Annotated in this window: 12 protein-coding genes; 5 read left to right on the top strand and 7 right to left on the bottom strand. The window is 35.5% G+C overall.

All coding sequences use genetic code 11. The features are described from left to right. Window positions 1–2: 2 nt before the first annotated feature. The 7 genes from AT683_RS06965 to mukF all read right to left on the bottom strand — a co-directional run bounded on the left by AT683_RS06965 (window position 3) and on the right by mukF (window position 10,494). Window positions 3–878 (bottom strand): hypothetical protein, encoded by an 876-nt coding sequence (locus tag AT683_RS06965; RefSeq protein WP_011272627.1) that lies wholly within the window; start codon window positions 876–878, stop codon window positions 3–5. 3 nt (window positions 879–881) lie between these two features. Then, window positions 882–1,790 (bottom strand): DUF5655 domain-containing protein, encoded by a 909-nt coding sequence (locus AT683_RS06960; protein WP_011272628.1) that lies wholly within the window; start codon window positions 1,788–1,790, stop codon window positions 882–884. A 69-nt stretch (window positions 1,791–1,859) separates the two neighbouring features. After that, window positions 1,860–6,392 carry a chromosome partition protein MukB gene (mukB, locus tag AT683_RS06955; RefSeq protein WP_038441154.1) on the bottom strand — a complete coding sequence of 1,511 codons (4,533 nt, stop codon included), beginning with the start codon at window positions 6,390–6,392 and terminating at the stop codon, window positions 1,860–1,862. Further along, window positions 6,392–7,126 (bottom strand): chromosome partition protein MukE, encoded by a 735-nt coding sequence (mukE, locus tag AT683_RS06950; protein ID WP_011272630.1) that lies wholly within the window; start codon window positions 7,124–7,126, stop codon window positions 6,392–6,394. The genes mukB and mukE overlap by 1 nt, the downstream gene beginning before the upstream one ends. Window positions 7,127–7,129: 3 nt before the next feature. After that, entirely contained in the window at window positions 7,130–8,188 is a 1,059-nt protein-coding gene (locus tag AT683_RS06945; protein ID WP_011272631.1) for a HaeII family restriction endonuclease, read from the bottom strand. Between the two features lie 2 nt (window positions 8,189–8,190). Next, window positions 8,191–9,147, bottom strand: a complete 957-nt coding sequence (locus AT683_RS06940; RefSeq protein WP_058222220.1) for a DNA cytosine methyltransferase — start codon at window positions 9,145–9,147, stop codon at window positions 8,191–8,193. 12 nt (window positions 9,148–9,159) lie between these two features. After that, complete coding sequence (gene mukF, locus AT683_RS06935) at window positions 9,160–10,494, bottom strand: chromosome partition protein MukF (RefSeq protein ID WP_005666957.1); 1,335 nt, start codon at window positions 10,492–10,494, stop codon at window positions 9,160–9,162. 149 nt (window positions 10,495–10,643) lie between these two features. Here mukF and ttcA point away from each other — a divergent pair, with 149 nt between their 5' ends. The 5 genes from ttcA to AT683_RS06910 all read left to right on the top strand — a co-directional run bounded on the left by ttcA (window position 10,644) and on the right by AT683_RS06910 (window position 17,769). Then, window positions 10,644–11,585: a tRNA 2-thiocytidine(32) synthetase TtcA gene (gene ttcA, locus AT683_RS06930; protein WP_038441151.1), complete on the top strand. Its 942-nt coding sequence runs from the start codon at window positions 10,644–10,646 to the stop codon at window positions 11,583–11,585. Window position 11,586: 1 nt separating this feature from the next. Beyond that, window positions 11,587–11,916 (top strand): TusE/DsrC/DsvC family sulfur relay protein, encoded by a 330-nt coding sequence (locus AT683_RS06925; protein ID WP_038441149.1) that lies wholly within the window; start codon window positions 11,587–11,589, stop codon window positions 11,914–11,916. A gap of 107 nt (window positions 11,917–12,023) precedes the next feature. Next, a complete protein-coding gene (locus AT683_RS06920) occupies window positions 12,024–12,233 on the top strand; it encodes a TOBE domain-containing protein (protein WP_038441148.1) in 210 nt (69 codons plus the stop codon). A gap of 162 nt (window positions 12,234–12,395) precedes the next feature. Further along, window positions 12,396–14,885, top strand: coding sequence for a TonB-dependent receptor plug domain-containing protein (locus AT683_RS06915; protein ID WP_058222219.1), 2,490 nt, complete (start codon window positions 12,396–12,398; stop codon window positions 14,883–14,885). 103 nt (window positions 14,886–14,988) lie between these two features. After that, complete coding sequence (locus AT683_RS06910; protein ID WP_038441144.1) at window positions 14,989–17,769, top strand: M16 family metallopeptidase; 2,781 nt, start codon at window positions 14,989–14,991, stop codon at window positions 17,767–17,769. Window positions 17,770–17,836: the final 67 nt, after the last annotated feature.

Below are 17,836 nucleotides of genomic sequence, written 5' to 3'. Positions count from 1 at the left end.
TTTTACGCGATAAGTTTATCTAAATAATATAGGCAGAAAATAGCCGATAAACTAAAAATAATACCTAGCCAATTTAGCTTACTGATTTTTTCTTTAAAAACTAATGCGCCAGTTATCGTACCTAGGCAAATTACCCCGATATTCATTCCCGCGAAAACAAGCGTCGGATTTCCAGCAAAACTTTGATGTGCTTTTATATAGAATAAAATATTAAAGAAATTCAATACACCTAAAACGATGCCGCCAATTACACTTGATGATGTCCATTGCGCACGTTTTAAGAATAAATAGATAAACATAACGCAAGCTGCAAGCGAGAAAGAAATAAACAATGTTGCAGGAAATGCACCACCGCTTTTCGCTACTTGTTTGAATAAAATATCAATGATGCCGTAACCAAACCAGACGCCGATTAATCCTAAAACACCTTTAAAATTGACCGCACTTTGCCCTTGAGTTGGCTTAGTTAATAAACAAAATAAACCAATAAAGGCTAATACAACGCCAATGATTTTAGATTGGCTTAGTGTTTCATGAAAAATTAAAAACGCTGCTAAAATGGGAAGAAATAACGAAAGACGTTGCGCTGCATCTGAACGTACAATTCCAGCAAACTCCACTGCTTTTGACATAATAATAAATACGCTAGGTAGCAATAAACCTAGTGCTAAAAAAATGGGTGAATTTTCGCTTTGTGCAATGTAATCAGTAAACTCTAAGCCTTTAAAATCAGGTTTAAGTAAGAAATAACTGAAAGTGATGGCTGTAATGTAGTTGAATGCGATAGCTTGTTCAATAATGATATTTTTTTTACGGGCAATTTTCAGTAAAACTGAAACTGCTACGCTGCAAAGAATGGCAAAAATAAGATTGTGCATTTATTAATCCTTAATAGCTTGTTTAATTAAACTCATAATGTATTCAAGATATTGGGTGCTTTCAATGGTGATTTCATAATCTCCATTCCCCCAGTGACCAGTATTAGATACATTTTTTGCTAAATTTTTAGGATCGTCTAACTCTCCATAAGGAAGATTAATCCAAATTTTTAAATTCTTTTGTTGGATACGAATATCTGCAATATTTCGATCTTTTTTGAATGCAATGTAAAGTTTTCTAGTATTAATTTCGATATTAGGATCTAAATTTAAAATGCCTTGTTTAAAATCTTCGTATAGTTCTTGAATAAAATCTGATTTATCACTTAAGTGATCAGATTCTTGATAAACTTTTATTTCTTTTAATGTAGAAAATTCTTCATTTTTTTCAATAGAAACAGCTTTAATATTCGGTGCTGATTTTGATTTATTAATAATATTGAGCGTAATAATATCATTATCAAAGCGATTAACTTCCCATAATTCAATAGGTAAATCTTTAAAATTTGTGGCTTGAATTTGGAAATCATTAAAAGTAGGTGAAACAAAAATCACCTTAGATTGTGACCAATCCACATCATTTCTTTTAAGTGGGGCTTTTTGCTTTTCATTATATTCCACAATAAAATCAGCTTTATATTCAAGCATCAAATTAAGATAAGAAATCCCTTGATCAACCACACTAGAATTTTGTTGTCTTTTATATTCAATAATGACAAAGGCTTGAGTTTCAGGATCAAAAGCTAAGGTATCAATACGCGAATTTTTAATAGAAAATTCTGAGCGAATAAAAATATAGCCACTTAATAAGGTAAGATTTTCTTCAAATAAACGCTGAATATCCTTTTCCAGCTTAAATTTTTGCTGCTTCAGCTGTGATAATTGTCCTTTTTTTGATGTAAAGATTTTCATTATTCCTTCCTTAAAGGCTTAAGTGCGGTCAAAAATCTTAAAATTTTAACCGCACTTCCCTTCTATTTTTTATTCTGTCGCACCGAATCCTCGTAAACCAACAACGTGTACATGCTCTTGGTTGCCTGCGATTTTACGCACGAGTTTATAGGTTGTTCCTTTTTCCGGGCTAATGTTTTCTGGCGCAGCAATAAGCAACTGCATATCCAAACGTTCGCAAAGTTCGAATAAGGTAGAAATAGATTTACCGTCTAAACGCGCTGCTTCATCTAAGAACAACAAGCGACAAGGCACAATATCTTTGCCTCGAATTCGACGACTTTCTTCTTCCCAGCTTTGAACAACCATTAAGAGAATTGACATACCTGTACCGATAGCTTCACCAGTAGAAAGAGCGCCACTTTCAGCGCGTAACCAACCATCAGCGCCACGGAATACTTCCACTTCAAGTTCAAGATAATTACGGTAATCTAACAATTCTTCGCCGATTGTTTGTGCTGTGCGTTGTCCCATATCAATATGTGGATTGATACGTTGATAGAGCTTCGCCATAGCTTCAGAAAAGGTGATGCAGTTGTCGTTAAATAAGTCTTGATATTCATCTTGCTGACCAGAAAGTGCGTCCAACAACATGGCATGGGTATCACGAATATTCACTACCAAACGAACAGATTTTACTTGACCAAACGAGATGTTTTGCAAACCTTGATTGAGCATACGAATACGATTTTGTTCACGCTGAATCGTTTTACGCATAATATTTGCAACACTTTCAGAACTGATAGCCAATTTTTTCTCACGGCCAGTTAATTCAGCCGTTAAACGAGAAAGCTCAATTTCCATTTGTTCAATGGCATCAATTGGATCATCGGTTTTAATGATGTCTTGACGAATACGTTCACGTAGATGCTGATACACCGCAATAAAGAACCGCACTTTATTTTCAGGTTTACGACTATCTTCAGACACTCTTAGACTATCACGTAGATATTCATTATCTGCCACCGCTGTACGCAATGCCCCTAAGGCTTTATCCGACATTGAACGTAATTCATCTGCAGATAAATAAGCGAGCTCTCGACGATTGAGGCGTTTTTCCATATCAGAATTACGTGATAGACGTAAAACTACACACCAACTCACTTTCGTTGCCACCACTAATTCACGTTGAGTCTTATAATCGCGTTCAGTTTTGCGGATTAGACGATTTAAGTTGTCCGCTTCGCTTTCAATTAATGTCAGTTGTTTTTCTACATAAGACCGACGCTGACGGCTCGTTGAAAGTTGTTGATGTAATTCATCACGACGGATACGCGCGCGTTCTTCAGCACCATCATCAGCTCTCACGCCAAGATCGCTAATCTCACCAATCAATTCATTTAAAAGCTGATATTTACTATCGTAAGAACTTTGTAACTGAATTAATATGCGGTTATATTCAGCAAATTGGCTTTGTTTTTGGCGAACTTGCTCACGTTGCATATCTCGCTGAGCCTGCATTTGTTCTAAACGTTGGCGAAGTTTTTCGTTAAGTTCAGAAGTTTCAGCCTGCCCTGCATCTTCATAACCAAAATGCGGTTTACGTTGTACAACATCAGCTAACGCAAATACACGTTGTTGAACTTGTTTTTGACGCTCAATCGCTTGAGTTAATTCATTTTTTAAGCCTTCGTAATTTTCTGGATCACTTTGTAAACTATTGGCAATCGGCTCTAATTGTGACAACGTTACGCCATACTGACGAATAAAATATTCATCTTGCTCTGCAATATCTAATTGCTCGCGACATTCTTCAATACGATCAATTAAATCTTCATCAGTCAATACATTGAGCTGTGGAATTAACTTGTTGAGTAACTGTAGTTTTTCTTTTGCATTATCTAATTGAATGCGTAATTGTTGTTCGCCGTTATTGAATTGATTTAATTCACGATCAATTTCATTGCGTTCGCGATTAATTTCAGACATTAACGCTTCTGGATTTGGCTGGAACGCAAGTGACAAATGCAACCCAACAAATTGGCTGAAATGTTCGTGTAAACGTTGGCATTTTTGTACATCAAATGCAATTTGGGCATGTTGTTCTGCCACTTCATCACGTTCAATTTGTAATTCTTCTAAACGTTTTTCACGTGCTGCGCGTCCAAATAACGGGATTTCAGGGAATCTTGAATAGCGTAATTCACGATCTGAAACTTGCACGACAACACCTAGCTCAAGTTCTTGTGCGGATAATACGCTGTCGTCAAATGCGGTAGGATCGCCTTCAATTAAATATAAATCATCAGGGCAATCTTCTAATTGCGCAAGTTGTTCACGCACTGCATTGAGATCACGCACAACAATAGCATGACGTGCAGGTCCGTAAAGTGCGGAGAAATAAGGCGCATCTTCAATGGTTACGTCATCGTAAAGCTCTGAAAGCAGTACACCACCAAAACGTTCTGCCAGCATATTTAAACGCGGATCTTCTGAACCATCTGGCTGACTTAAACGAGAAATTTGCTCATCTAATTGCAAACGTTTTTGTTCAAGTTGATCACGTTGCATCGTGAGTTCACGTTCTTTCACAAGTTGTGATTGCATAAAGTTCATCACATCTTGGCTATGTTCAAACGTCTCGCCACTTTGTTGCTCTAAACGTTCTAATGCAGCTTGAGCTGTCAGCCATGCTGGTGCTTTACGCGCATTTTCATCATAAAGTGCGGTTAAATTTTCACGTTTTTGACGAAGCGTAGAACGGTTTTCCACTTGTTCTGAAAGTCTTGCTGAAATATCTTCAATCAACGCTTCTTGCTCTGCGTGATAATCCTCTAATTCTTCTGCCGTTTGTAAACTTAAATTAGCACGTTGATTAAAATCATTAAGTAATTTGACCGCACTTTGTTGTTGTGCATAACGTTGCTCAAGTTCATGTAATTTTGTGCGAAGTTGTGGCGTTTGTTGTGCCTGCAATTTTTGGCTTGGATATTCACGTAATAATTCTTTCGCACTTTCCCACGCGCTCGAGCGTGGAATTTCGCCGGCAATTTTGCATACTAATTGGTACGCTTTATCGAACTGAGATTTTGCCGCTTCAGAAATAGACATTTTGTGCTCAAGTTCAAGCACAGTTTCCGTTAAACTTTCAGCATGGGCTTCAAATTCTGCGTGATAATCTTCTACATTTTTAACACTTAAATCAGCTAAGCCACACAAGGTTTTAGCCTTTTCGAGTGCAGTAATGGCTTGTTGATATTGAAGTGCGCGAGTTTGTTGGGCATCTAATGCTTGTTGATAATCTGCTAATTGCGCTCGTACAGCGTCAATTTCAATTTCAGTTTGCTCAAATTGGGCTTGGCTTTCTTCTAACGCATCATTCGCATCTTCAACCACTATTTTTTGTTCTTCTAAACGCTCGGTGAGTTCTGCAATATCTTCTTGATAGCGCGTGATTTTTTCTTGGTGACGCAAAGCGTTTAACACTAAGTTAAGATGATCAACCGCACTTTGGTGATCAACTTCTAAAGTACGTTCATTTTCTGCCAATTCAGCCGCTTCTCGACTTAAATCAACTAAACGATGTTGAGATAAATTCTGCTCTGCTTTTGCTTTATACCACTCGCGACGAGATTCTAATGCAGCCTCAATATTGCCACGGCGTTCATTCGCATTACGCATATAATCCGAAGCAACATAATTAGTGGTTTCAGTAATTAAATGTTTAAATAAATTGCGATCTGATTGCGTGACCTTAATCGCCTCTAAAGTCATACGGTTCTCACGCAATGCACTTTCCATATCTTGGAAAGCTTTGCGCACACCTAAATTTTCTGGCAATAAATAGTCACGTAAAGAGCGTGTGATTGCACTGGAAATACCGCCGTATAAAGATGCTTCGATAAGTTTATAGAATTTGCTTCGGTCTGATGCTGAACGTAAACGTTTCGGAATAATACCTAAATCGAACATCATGCCGTGATAATCGGTGATGGAATGATATTGTTTAAATTGTGCACCGATATTTTCAATTTTATCTTTGAGTTCGTTTAAATTAAGGACGCGAGCTTGACGTTCGCCCACGGTTTCTGTGAAAAGTGCGGTCGGATTTTGAGATAATTCTACACCTTGAATTGAAAACGTTTTTAAATCAACCTTTTTATCACGACCCGCAATTTGCTGCAGACGCACACCGACAAGAATACGTTGATGACGTGAGTTAATGGTATCTAATACCGCGTAACAAACACCTGGACGCAATTTACCATGTAAACCTTTATCGCGAGAACCGCCTGTGGAGCCAGCCTCTGTTGTATTACGGAAATGTAAAAGGGTTAAATCGGGAATTAATGCGGTCACAAATCCAGCCATTGTGGTTGATTTACCTGCACCGTTACCACCAGAAAGCGTGGTAACTAATTCATCTAAATCGAAAGTACGGGCAAAAAAACCATTCCAGTTAATTAAGGTTAAAGAACGGAATTTACCACGCTCTACACCATTATTTGTCGTCATGCTAAAAGGCATAGGTGCGTCAACGATTTCTTCGACGTTTTCATTTTCCATAATGACTTCATCGCTCTCTAATTCGATTTCATTTTCTAATTCAAAAACATCAGACATTATTCTTGTTCTCCGTCAAATTCTTCGTCAATTTCATCCGCACTTTCTGTATCGTTTTCCACTAATTGTGCTTGTTTTTCCAACGATAAGGATTCAGGTGTTGCCGCTTCCCCATCACGAATGAGTCTAGCTTGGGCCTCTAATGGATCATCTCCGCTACGCACTTCCGCCCCAAAACGAAATACAGATTCAGAAATAGTAAATTTCCCACTATTTTGTTCGCCAACGGTTTGAATCATACCTAAACGACGTAAACGACCAATTGCAGCTCGCACTTTTTCTGCCAATTTTTGTTTATCTAAGTCAGAACCACTTGAACGCTGATTAACTGCTTTTAATAATTTTCCTTCATCAGCAAGATTTAATAATTCATCATACACTTCTTGCGTGCTAAAAATACCTTGTTGGGCTAAACGTTCTGGGCTTAAATAAAGATAACAAAGCACTTTACCAACAAGCATTTCCAACTCAGAAAGTACTGAACGTGCAATTAATGTCGTTGCTTTCGGGCGAAGATAGAAGAATCCTTCTGGCGCACGAATTAGTTCCACGTTATAGCGACGATAAAATCCGTCTAATTCATTTTGGAAATCCATTAAAAATGCGTGATTATCTAAATGCTCCGTGCTGATATGGCGACCCGAGCGCAATAGACTATCTACCGCTGGAAATATTGGATTTGCAATCGCCACAGCGAGTTTTGGGGAAATTACATCTTGAAGGTTGTCTGTCATAGGTTATTTCTCAATATCTAATGCTTTATTGTATTCACATTCATGAAAAAAGTGATTGAAATCTACTATATCGGTTGCAGGAAATTCTAAACTTATTTCATTTCTGATATGTTCTAATATCTTGCTTCCCACTAAATATGCAGATTTCCCGCGCAATGCTTTATCGTACCATTTTATTAGATCTGCCTCAGTGATAATACTCTGAATCTTAGAACGCCAACCAATTTGATTTAATAAAGACAAAATAAGTTTTTCTTCACTCTCTTTACATACAATAACTATTCGGTCAGATGAAACTGAAGATACAATGTTTTCAGCTAATTCTTCAGTTAATGATAAATGTTTTATTTGAATTGCCATACCAAAATTAGCCCACATATCCAAACCCCGATCTGAAGCATTTGTTACACCAACTCTATTAATTTTTGCATTAAGTTCCAAACTAGTATTCTCACTATCAAGAGAAATAATTTGACGAGTAAAATCTTCAAACTCCTTTAACAAATCAATATTCGATAAATCTAAATCAATTTTTACTTTAACGCCTAAAGCCTCTATTAAAGATGAAAACAACGCATAAACAACTATTTCATAAACTTTATCAATACTTCGTTTTAAACCGGGTTCTAACCAAAAAAGAGCAAGAAATTCACTTAGATGAAAATTATCTGGAGTACGAGAATAACTATACTCTAAGGCTGATGACATCTGATTAAAGCGTTCAAAAAACTTTTTATAAATATAACTTTCTACTCCACCATTTGTTTTTCTATTCATTTCTCCTAATATATTTAAATGTTTGGGAGGCATAGCGTTATCATTAAATAAATCGTCTTGATATTTAGCTGACGATGTTGATACTCTTCCTAAAAAACGGATACAAATAACATCCCGCCATTTTTTAGAAATATTTCGATATGTTTCTTTATCTAATAAATTAATATTTTTATTAACTCTATCTTGATAAAGAATTTCAGCAATTTGTATAGGCTTGTATAAATGTACTCTTGCTTTCTTTATAATTTTATCTAAAGATTCTTTTGCTACTTGAATATCGTTCATTTTTAGTCCAATAATGAAAGTTGAATTGCTTGATTTATTTTAGGCGTTGCCATATTTAAACTATTAATCATTGAACCAGCAATAGCCCTAATTACAGGAATACTAACTGAATTGCCAGCAACTTTACGTACCTGAGAATAAGGTATATTAATTTCAAAAGTATCTGGAAATCCTTGCAATCTTAGCATTTCTCGCCCAGTTAATCGACGTACCCCATTTACAACTAGATAATTATAACTTCCCCCAGCTCTTAATGCACAAGAGTATGGAAGAGCAGAAACATTTCCTGAAATATTTTCATGCCAAATTGAAGGATAAGGCACATCTTTAGTAATTGAACTTAATCTTTTCCGTTTTAGTTCATCTGAAAGAAAATAATTATTAGGAACAACATCATCACTCTCTAATATATTAGAAAGTTCTTCATACTTTCCTATAGGCTTTGGAAATTCAAAATGCAATTTATCTAAAAAACCCACAATGTAAATTCGCTCTCTTTTTTGTGGTAATCCAAAATCAAGGGTATTTAATACTTTATGATATACCGTATATCCTAACTTATTTAATTTATCGTTAATAACTTTAAATGTATTACCATTATCATGTGTTGTTAATATTTTTACATTTTCCAGCAAAAAAGCTTTTGGTTTTTTAGCTTTCAAAATTGCTTCTATATTAAAAAATAATGTTCCTCTAGTATCAGCAAAGCCCAATCCTTTACCAGCAATACTAAATGGTTGGCAAGGAAATCCAGCAAGTAAAATATCATGATCTGGTATATCGCTAGGAGATATATCATTAATATCTCCAAAAGGTTTTTCGCCAAAATTTACTTCATACATACTTTGAGCATACTTATCCCATTCTGATGAAAATACGTTTTTACATCCAAATGCTTCAAAACCTAGACGAATGCCACCAATTCCAGCAAACAAATCTATTGTTTTATATTCTTTCATACTTATTACTAATTAATACTTATCAATCACATGCGCTTGCACTTCAGCACCACGTTTATTAATTGCTTGCCAATCTGGATAAATACCCGATAAATCATCATTCGCCATACCAAGGCGTACTGCTTGATCAACAATGATTCGAGCCACATCAAAATGACGAGAAAGTGGATAATTTTCCAGTTGTTCTTTTAACACTAAACTCAAATCAATCGGACGGTTATTTTCACGATAAGCAATCAGTAAGCCTTGCATATGCTCTACAATTTGATCGTGTAAATCAGAAAGGGATTCGTATTGCAATTCTTCTGGTAATTCACCTAAAGCATCATCTTCACGCAACACCATTTCTTCATCGCGCAGATCAACTAAACGCTCGGCTTGCGCCGTCCACAAGAACCAAGGATGATCAAAATAATGATGAATAGAATTACGTAAACGTTGTGAGAACACGCGATTTTTATCCATATCAATGGCAGTACGAATAAATTTATGCACATGGCGGTCATAACCAATCCATAAATCAATGGCTTGTTGCCCCCAGCTGATAATACGGTCAAGTTTAGATTGTAAATCCGTAATCAACTGATCGATAAAGTACAAGTCATCACGCCCAATCACACAATCTTGAATACGCAATAATTGCGCTTGAAGTTTATCCCCTGCCGCATTTAGCGTATCTTGCAATTCGCGCAAATTCCCAGATGTTTCATCTAATAAACGTTCACAGCTTGAAATTGCCGCTTGCCAATCTTTAGTAAGAAGCTCTGCAATTTCATCTTTAATACTTTGCTGGTTTTCATCCATAATGCGTTGTGAAAGATCGATGCTATCAAAAATCTCTGCAACGGAATATTTTAATGGTGCAAACACATTACGACGCCAAAAATGTTCGCTTTCGTTATTCTCCACGCCCTCTTCTGCTGAATCAGAAGCGCGTTGAATTTCATCTGCCACAATGGAAAGTTGTACAGAAAGACGCAATGCGGAAAATTCACGCTGACGAATGTAATAATCAGATACGCCAACACCTAATGGCGTTAAACGATAAATCGCCAAGCCCTCAGTAAATTCGCTACTAAAACGGTTTAACAAACGTTGTTTCACTAATTCATTAATTGCATTATTCGCTCGTGTTGCAATGGCATCCGTGGATTGCTCAAAAGCATTCATCGTGTGGCGGAAAATATCCACAAGATCGGCTTCTAACATTTCGCCGTCTAAACGTTCGTTGTTATAAATTGCAATCGCCAGCAGGAAAACCAAGCGCTCGGTAGGTAAATTCAAAGAAAACTCGCGATCTTTTGCCCAAGAGACGAGTTCAGGAATAGTTTGGGATGTTTCAATCATTGAATTGCAAAGCGTTAAAATTGAACAAAAAATTGGAAAGATTATACAGGATTTTTTACGGATCTTAAAAATCTTCTTTTGAATTGACCGCACTTTTCCTATTTTTCACGTATAATGTGCGCCTTTCATGAATAACCAAAGATAACAGAATGAGCGAATTAACCCAGTTAGCCCAACAAGAGAAAAAACAAAGCTATAATTTCAATAAATTACAAAAACGTCTTCGCCGTAACGTAGGCAACGCTATTTCGGATTTTGGGATGATTGAAGATGGCGATAAAGTCATGGTGTGTTTATCCGGAGGCAAAGACAGTTATACGCTTCTCGATATTTTGTTGAATTTACAGCAAAGTGCGCCGATTAAATTTGATATTGTTGCGGTGAACCTTGATCAAAAACAACCAGGGTTTCCAGAACACGTATTGCCTGAATATTTGGAAAGTATTGGCGTAGATTACAAAATTGTACAAGAAAATACTTACGGCATTGTGAAAGAAAAAATTCCAGAGGGAAAAACCACTTGTTCGCTCTGCTCTCGCCTACGCCGTGGAATTTTATACCGTACTGCCACAGAACTTGGTGCAACCAAAATCGCTTTAGGACACCACCGAGACGATATGTTAGCGACGCTATTTTTAAATATGTTTTATGGCGGCAAAATGAAATCAATGCCACCTAAATTAATTTCTGACGATGGCAAACAAATTGTGATTCGTCCGCTTACTTACTGCAAAGAAAAAGATATTGAGAAATATGCCATCGCGAAAGAATTTCCGATTATTCCTTGTAATCTATGTGGCTCACAACCAAATCTTCAACGCCAAGTTGTAAAAGAAATGCTCAATACTTGGGATCGCCAATATCCTGGACGCTTAGAAACTATGTTCAGCGCAATGCAAAACATTACATTGTCACATATGAGTGATCCAAAATTATTTGATTTCAAAGGAATCAAACACGGACAAATGATTAATGGGATTGAAGGCGATACCGCATTTGATGAAGAACAAATCACGCCAATGCAATTTGAGGACGAAGATCAAACTGATTTTTCAAACAACGAAATGATTAACTTTAAAGAAGTGAATTAATATGTTGAATATCAATGGAATTGAAGTTGAAACTGACAAAGACGGTTATTTGCTTAATAGCCAACAATGGAACGAAGATGTCGCTCGCTCTATTGCACAGCTGGAAAGTATCGAATTAACAGATGCCCATTGGGAAGTGATTTACTTTGTACGAGACTTTTATCAAGAATATAACACCTCCCCAGCCATCCGTATGTTGGTAAAAGCCATGGCTGAAAAACTGGGTGCAGATAAAGGTAACAGTCGTTATTTGCAACGCTTATTTCCTGAAGGCCCTGCAAAACAAGCCACAAAATTAGCAGGTTTGCCGAAACCTGCAAAATGCCTATAAAAGTGCGGTCAATTTTTTAAAAGTTTTAAACGCTTAGTTTATTTACGACTTGTTTTTTGTAAGGTAAAACACAGGCTCTTTTAAACCCTAACTAACAAGGAAATGTTATGAAAATTAGTGCAAGAAACCAATTAAAAGGTAAAGTTGTTTCAATCGGAAACGGTTCGGTAAATGCAATCGTTCACATTGATATCGGTGGCGGTAACGTGCTTTCTTCTACTGTATCTTTAGCAGCAGTTAAAGAATTAAACTTAGAAGTTGGTAAAGAAGCATACGCGATCATCAAAGCAACTTCTGTAATGGTTGGGGTAGAATAATTTCTTCCATAAAACAGAATTGAATATAACCGCACTTTTAAAAGTGCGGTTTTTTTATTTCTTTGATACCTATTTTAAGTCGAATCCCCCTTGTATTCATAAATTTTAAAAATATAATGATAATCATTCTTATTTCTATCTTTTATTTTAGGGAACTATACTATGTATCAAAAAAAGCCATTAATGTTGTTATTCTGCTCAACATTTGCCAGTCCATTTATTATGGGGCAAACTGCTGAAACAACCAACAACCAACAACCAACAACCAACAACCAACAACCAACAACCAACAACCAACAACCAACAACCAACAACCAACAACCAACAACCAACAAAAATATATTGCCCGAAATTGTTGTTTATGGCGACAATAATAAATCGCTTTCTTCCGTTAAAACGCTCTCTTCTGACGAGATAAGTAAAACGCCTACATCAAATGGTAATATCACTGATTACCTTCGTTCTAATCCCCATATTCGTTATGAAAATAGCGACCAAAATGGTTTTCAACGTGGTGAAATCAAGCCTGAAAATATTTCAATTAACGGCGCCGATCCAAATCAAACCGCCTACTTTGTTGATAATGTCAATATAAATAATGATCTTGCTATTGATAGCAGTATTTTTGACGGTGCTATGCAAGTTGTGCCAGGAATTAGTCACACTCAAGCTTATTTTTTTGATGCGACTATGCTTTCTAAAGTAGAAGTACAAGATAGTAATATTTCTGCTAGCTTAGGGGGATTTATGGGAGGGGCAGTTATCGCCAAAACAAAACAATATAGCGGCACTGATAGCATAAAACTTAAATATCGCACGACAAATTCCTCTTGGGCAAAAATGGAAGCTGGAGACTCAGTACAAAAAATACTTAAACAAGTAAGACCCGATGATTCTGGTGCGGCAGAGTTACAACCTAAATACAATAAACAAACATTCAATATTTTGGCTGAAAAAAGACTAAATGATAATTTAGGAATGGTTTTTGGCTATAGTCGCAGAACATCATCTATTGAACAAAATCGTTTAATTGGCTTTGATAAAAATGCCAATAACAAAGCGCAACTAGACAAACAAAATCATCAACGACTTTCCGATAATCTTTTATTAAATTTCAATTGGACACCGCAAGAAAAAGAACGTATTGAACTCGGTTTACGTTATTCAAATTATAAAGAATTGAAATATTTCAAGGAAAATATAGGTAACAATGTAAGCGATTATCATCAAGCATTGGGATCAACGCTTGCTTGGGTGCATTCATTTGACTCTGGCGTTTGGACAAATACTTTAGCATACGATCGTTTTAAAGATAAGCGTAAATCATCCTCAAATAATGTTGAAACAACATCTGTGTCAAATCAAGATGGTGAGCCACTGTATAATTTCGAAAAAGGCGGGTATGGTAATAGCCGTTTAACCCAAGATAATTTACATTTTTCTACTGAATATGTGATGGATCCTTTTTATTTAGCTTCTACCGAGCATTCTATTTCTATTGGTGGAATTTATCAGGCAACTAAATATCAATTCTATCGTCCACAGGATGTTCATTCAAAAATAATATTATCTACTTTGAAAAATGATGGGACTATAGATCCTTTTTCTTTATCAGAAAGCACAACATCAAAAGGTCGTGTTAAAACCAGCTATCAAAATATCGGTATTTACGCTGAAGATTTAATTAAATGGCGTAAATTTGAGTTTCGACCAGGCATTCGCATTGAACGTGATGATTATTTAAAAAATAATAATATCGCCCCGCGCTTTGTTGCACGTTATCACCCTTGGGATGATACAGGATTTACACTAGGTTTAAATCGTTATTATGGTCGTTCTTTTGCTTCTTTAAAATTAGCCAATAGAATCTTAAAGATTAATGATGATTCAACACGTCAGCATCAAAACTTTTCATCTCTAAAAAGCCCTTATGCAGATGAATTAAGTTTAAGTTTTGACCAAAATATGGGTAATTTAGCACTGAAACTCGGTTATATTCATCGTGATAATAAAAATCGTATCATATTGAAACGAGGAGAGACTGTAAGGGGAATAAAGAAAAGTAGTTATATTAATGGGCGTCCATTCGGTGTTGATATTTATACTTTCCAGCTTAACAATATAGAACCTTGGAAATTAGGTAAAACTTATTGGACTACGTCACTTGGTTTTGATTGGTTAAATACAAAACGAGCTGATGTAAGTAATGAATTTAATCCAAATGAACCCGTCTATTTAGACGGAAAATTAATGACTCGTAGTCAAATGCTACAACAAGTTAATAGTAACACGGAAGATTGGATTGCTCGTCTAGGTATTGATATGACGATACCAGATTACGATATTACTTGGTCAAATAAAGTGTATATGAAAGCACCAATTCGTAGCTATGAAGAACTTGATAGCGATAATAATAATGATGATATTTCACGTTTCCGTAGCTATCACTATGGCAGACATACACAATGGGATAGTAGCATTCGTTGGCAACCCACCATTCGTGGTAAACATAGTGTCTATTTGCAAGTAGATATTTTAAATGTTCTCAATAAAACACGTAAAAATAAAGTCACTACTATTTCCACCAACGATGAATATGGTGTTTATACGCCTGGGCGTGAATTTTGGCTAGAAATTGGCTATCAATTCTAATTTTTTTCAATGTATAGGGCTTGTGGGCTTTTGAAATATCCACCAGCCCTACTCTACGCTTATTTTATTTAGCGTAGAGTTTTCTTTTTTCTAGGTAAAAATAATGAAAAAAACAACCGCATTTTTTTTGCTTATCTTTTCACTAATTGCTTGTCAATCCTTGGAACTATCGCCCAATAGTGATTTACCTTTTGATCCAAATATTCAGCACGGTAAACTATCAAATGGTTTGCAATACTTTGTATTAAAAAATACTGAACCCAAAGAACGCGTTTATATTCGATTAGTAATTAATGCAGGCTCAATGCACGAAGATGATGATCAAAAAGGCATTGCCCATTTAGTTGAACATATGGCATTTAATGGCTCAAAGAAATATCCAGAAAATCAAATTATTAATGCGTTAGAAAAACTTGGAATGAAATTTGCACGAGATATTAATGCTTTCACCGATTTTGAAAATACAGTCTATACTTTAAATTTAGATAGCAATAATCAGCAAAAATTAGAATTAGCTTTTGATGTCATCAATGAATGGATGAATAATATTACTTTTTTACCTAAAGATGTGGATGGCGAACGTGGTGTAGTACAAGAAGAATGGCGGAGACGTTTAAGCCCAATGTTACGTATTGGCAATAAGAAAAGTGCTATTGAAATGGCAGGATCTCGTTATGTATTGCGTGATCCTATTGGAGATATGGATATTATTAAAACAATTTCAGCTAAACGCGTCGCTGATTTTTACCACAAATGGTATCGACCAGATAATATGTCAGTAATTATTGTAGGCGATATTGATACAAAACAAGTAGTAAAACTATTAAAACAAAACCTATCCCAAGAAAACCCAATTACTAAAACAACATTGGAAAAAATTGATTTTAATATTCCGCTTATCAACAAGTGGCGATTAGATTCTATTTCTGAACAAGGCACAACAATTCCAAGTATTGAATTAAGTTTTTTTGAAAATACAATTGAAACCAATACATTAGCGAGTTATAAACAAGAATTAATTCAGCAAATTACCACTCGATTGCTTAACTTACGTTTACAGAAATGGGAAAAGGAAACAGAAAATGGCGTAGATTCTGCAAATTTTTATCGTACTCATTTAGGTAAAGAAACACTACAAAGCATTTTTTCTCTCCAGCTTATAGATACACAATATTCAAAAACGATAGATAAATTATTTGCCTTTATTGCCAGTATAAAACAACAAGGTTTTACTCAAAATGAATTAAACGGCGAGATTAAACGCTTAACTCAACTCAATGAAAAACAATTAAATATTCGTTCTGGTAGTTTAAAAATTGCCGATGATCTCATTACTTCTGTGGCAAATAAGCAAGTAGTATTGAGCGTAAATGATCGTTATGAACTCAATAAACGTTTTTTATCTCAAATTACATTAGCTGATTTACAACGAACGTTAAATCAAACCTTAGTATTAAAAGCAAAATTATTATTAATCACTCAACCTTTGCCACAAAAAGCCTTGCCTTTTGATGTAGTAGAAATAGAAACTCGTTGGAACAATGCAATGAAAATGCAACAACATCAATGGGATGAAAAAAAACAACTCGAAAAATTACCGCACTTAACATTTAACACAGGCTCACTTTCCCAAGAAAAATACTGGGATCGCGGCGATATTTATGAATTTCGTTTAAGTAACGGAAGTAAATTGATCTATCACTATAGTGACAAAACTCCAAATCAAGTACATTTTCGTGCTGTTACTAAAGGTGGTTTACGTTCTATCCCAGATAAGGACTATCACTTATTGCGTGCTGCCGTTAGTGTAGTTGATGAAACAGGTGTTGGAGAACTTTCTCTTTCTGCAGTTAATCAAATTTTTTCGCGTGATCCATTGGTAATTGCAACTGTGATTGATGATGATAAACAAGGTTTTACTGGTGTATCTAAACCTAAAGATTTGGAAAATTTACTGACATTGTTCCGCTTAAAATTACGTTCTTCGCCTATATCCGATCTTGCCTTAGAAAAATATCGACGTGAAACCCGTGATTATTTCAAACAAATTGATTTAGAAACACAATTTATGCAAGCCGTTTCAAAACTACGCTTTCCAAATATTGAAACTGTCTATAGTCAAAAACAAGCACAGCAATTAGCATTTGATAAAAACCAATTAAGTAACGCTTATCAACGTTATATTTTAAATAAAACAGATTTTACCTATTTTATTATTGGCGATATTGAACTTAATCAAGTAAAGAAATTGGCAGAACGTTATTTAGCTTCAGTTGAATCAAAAACTCAGATACGTCACTTTGTCCCAACTATTATTCATACACCAACTCAATCATTTATTATGAATGGCTTGAAAGAACCGAGAGCTGATGTAGAAATATACCTTACCGCAGATAATACTTGGCGAGCGGAACAAAAATATTTATTCAATATTCTTGCTGATATTGTGCAAGAAAAATTACGCTTAATTCTACGTGAAAAAGTTTCAGGGATTTATTCTGTAAATAGTTGGTTTATGCAAGATGTTCATACACCACAAATTGAGGGAAAAATTGAATTTAGTTGCGATCCTAAGCGAGTAGAAGAACTTACGCATCTTACAAATCAGGTGCTAGATGATATTGTAAAAAATGGCATTGATGAAAATTTATTACGTAAAAAACTAGCGGAACAACATACTCAGATTCGACGTGAATTTGATTCTTTAGTTTCAGTTGCTTCGATTATTGAAGAAAGTTACTGGCAACAAGATAATCCAGATGCCATTTATACCTATCAACATTTAGATCAGTTAGCGACAAAAGCCACAATAGATGCGTTGGCGCAAAAAGCTCTAAAAAAATCAGGCAGATTTGTCAGCATATTAAAAGCAGCTTCTTATTAGAAAATAAATTAAATCTCAATAGATATGAAATAGATAAAAAGAACGGTGATCGCTTAAACGATCACCG

The sequence above is a fragment of the Haemophilus influenzae genome, assembly GCF_001457655.1.
Taxonomy (GTDB): Bacteria; Pseudomonadota; Gammaproteobacteria; order Enterobacterales; family Pasteurellaceae; genus Haemophilus; species Haemophilus influenzae.
Note: the sequence above shows the minus strand (reverse complement) of the source record. Positions and strands in the feature narration are given on the sequence as shown.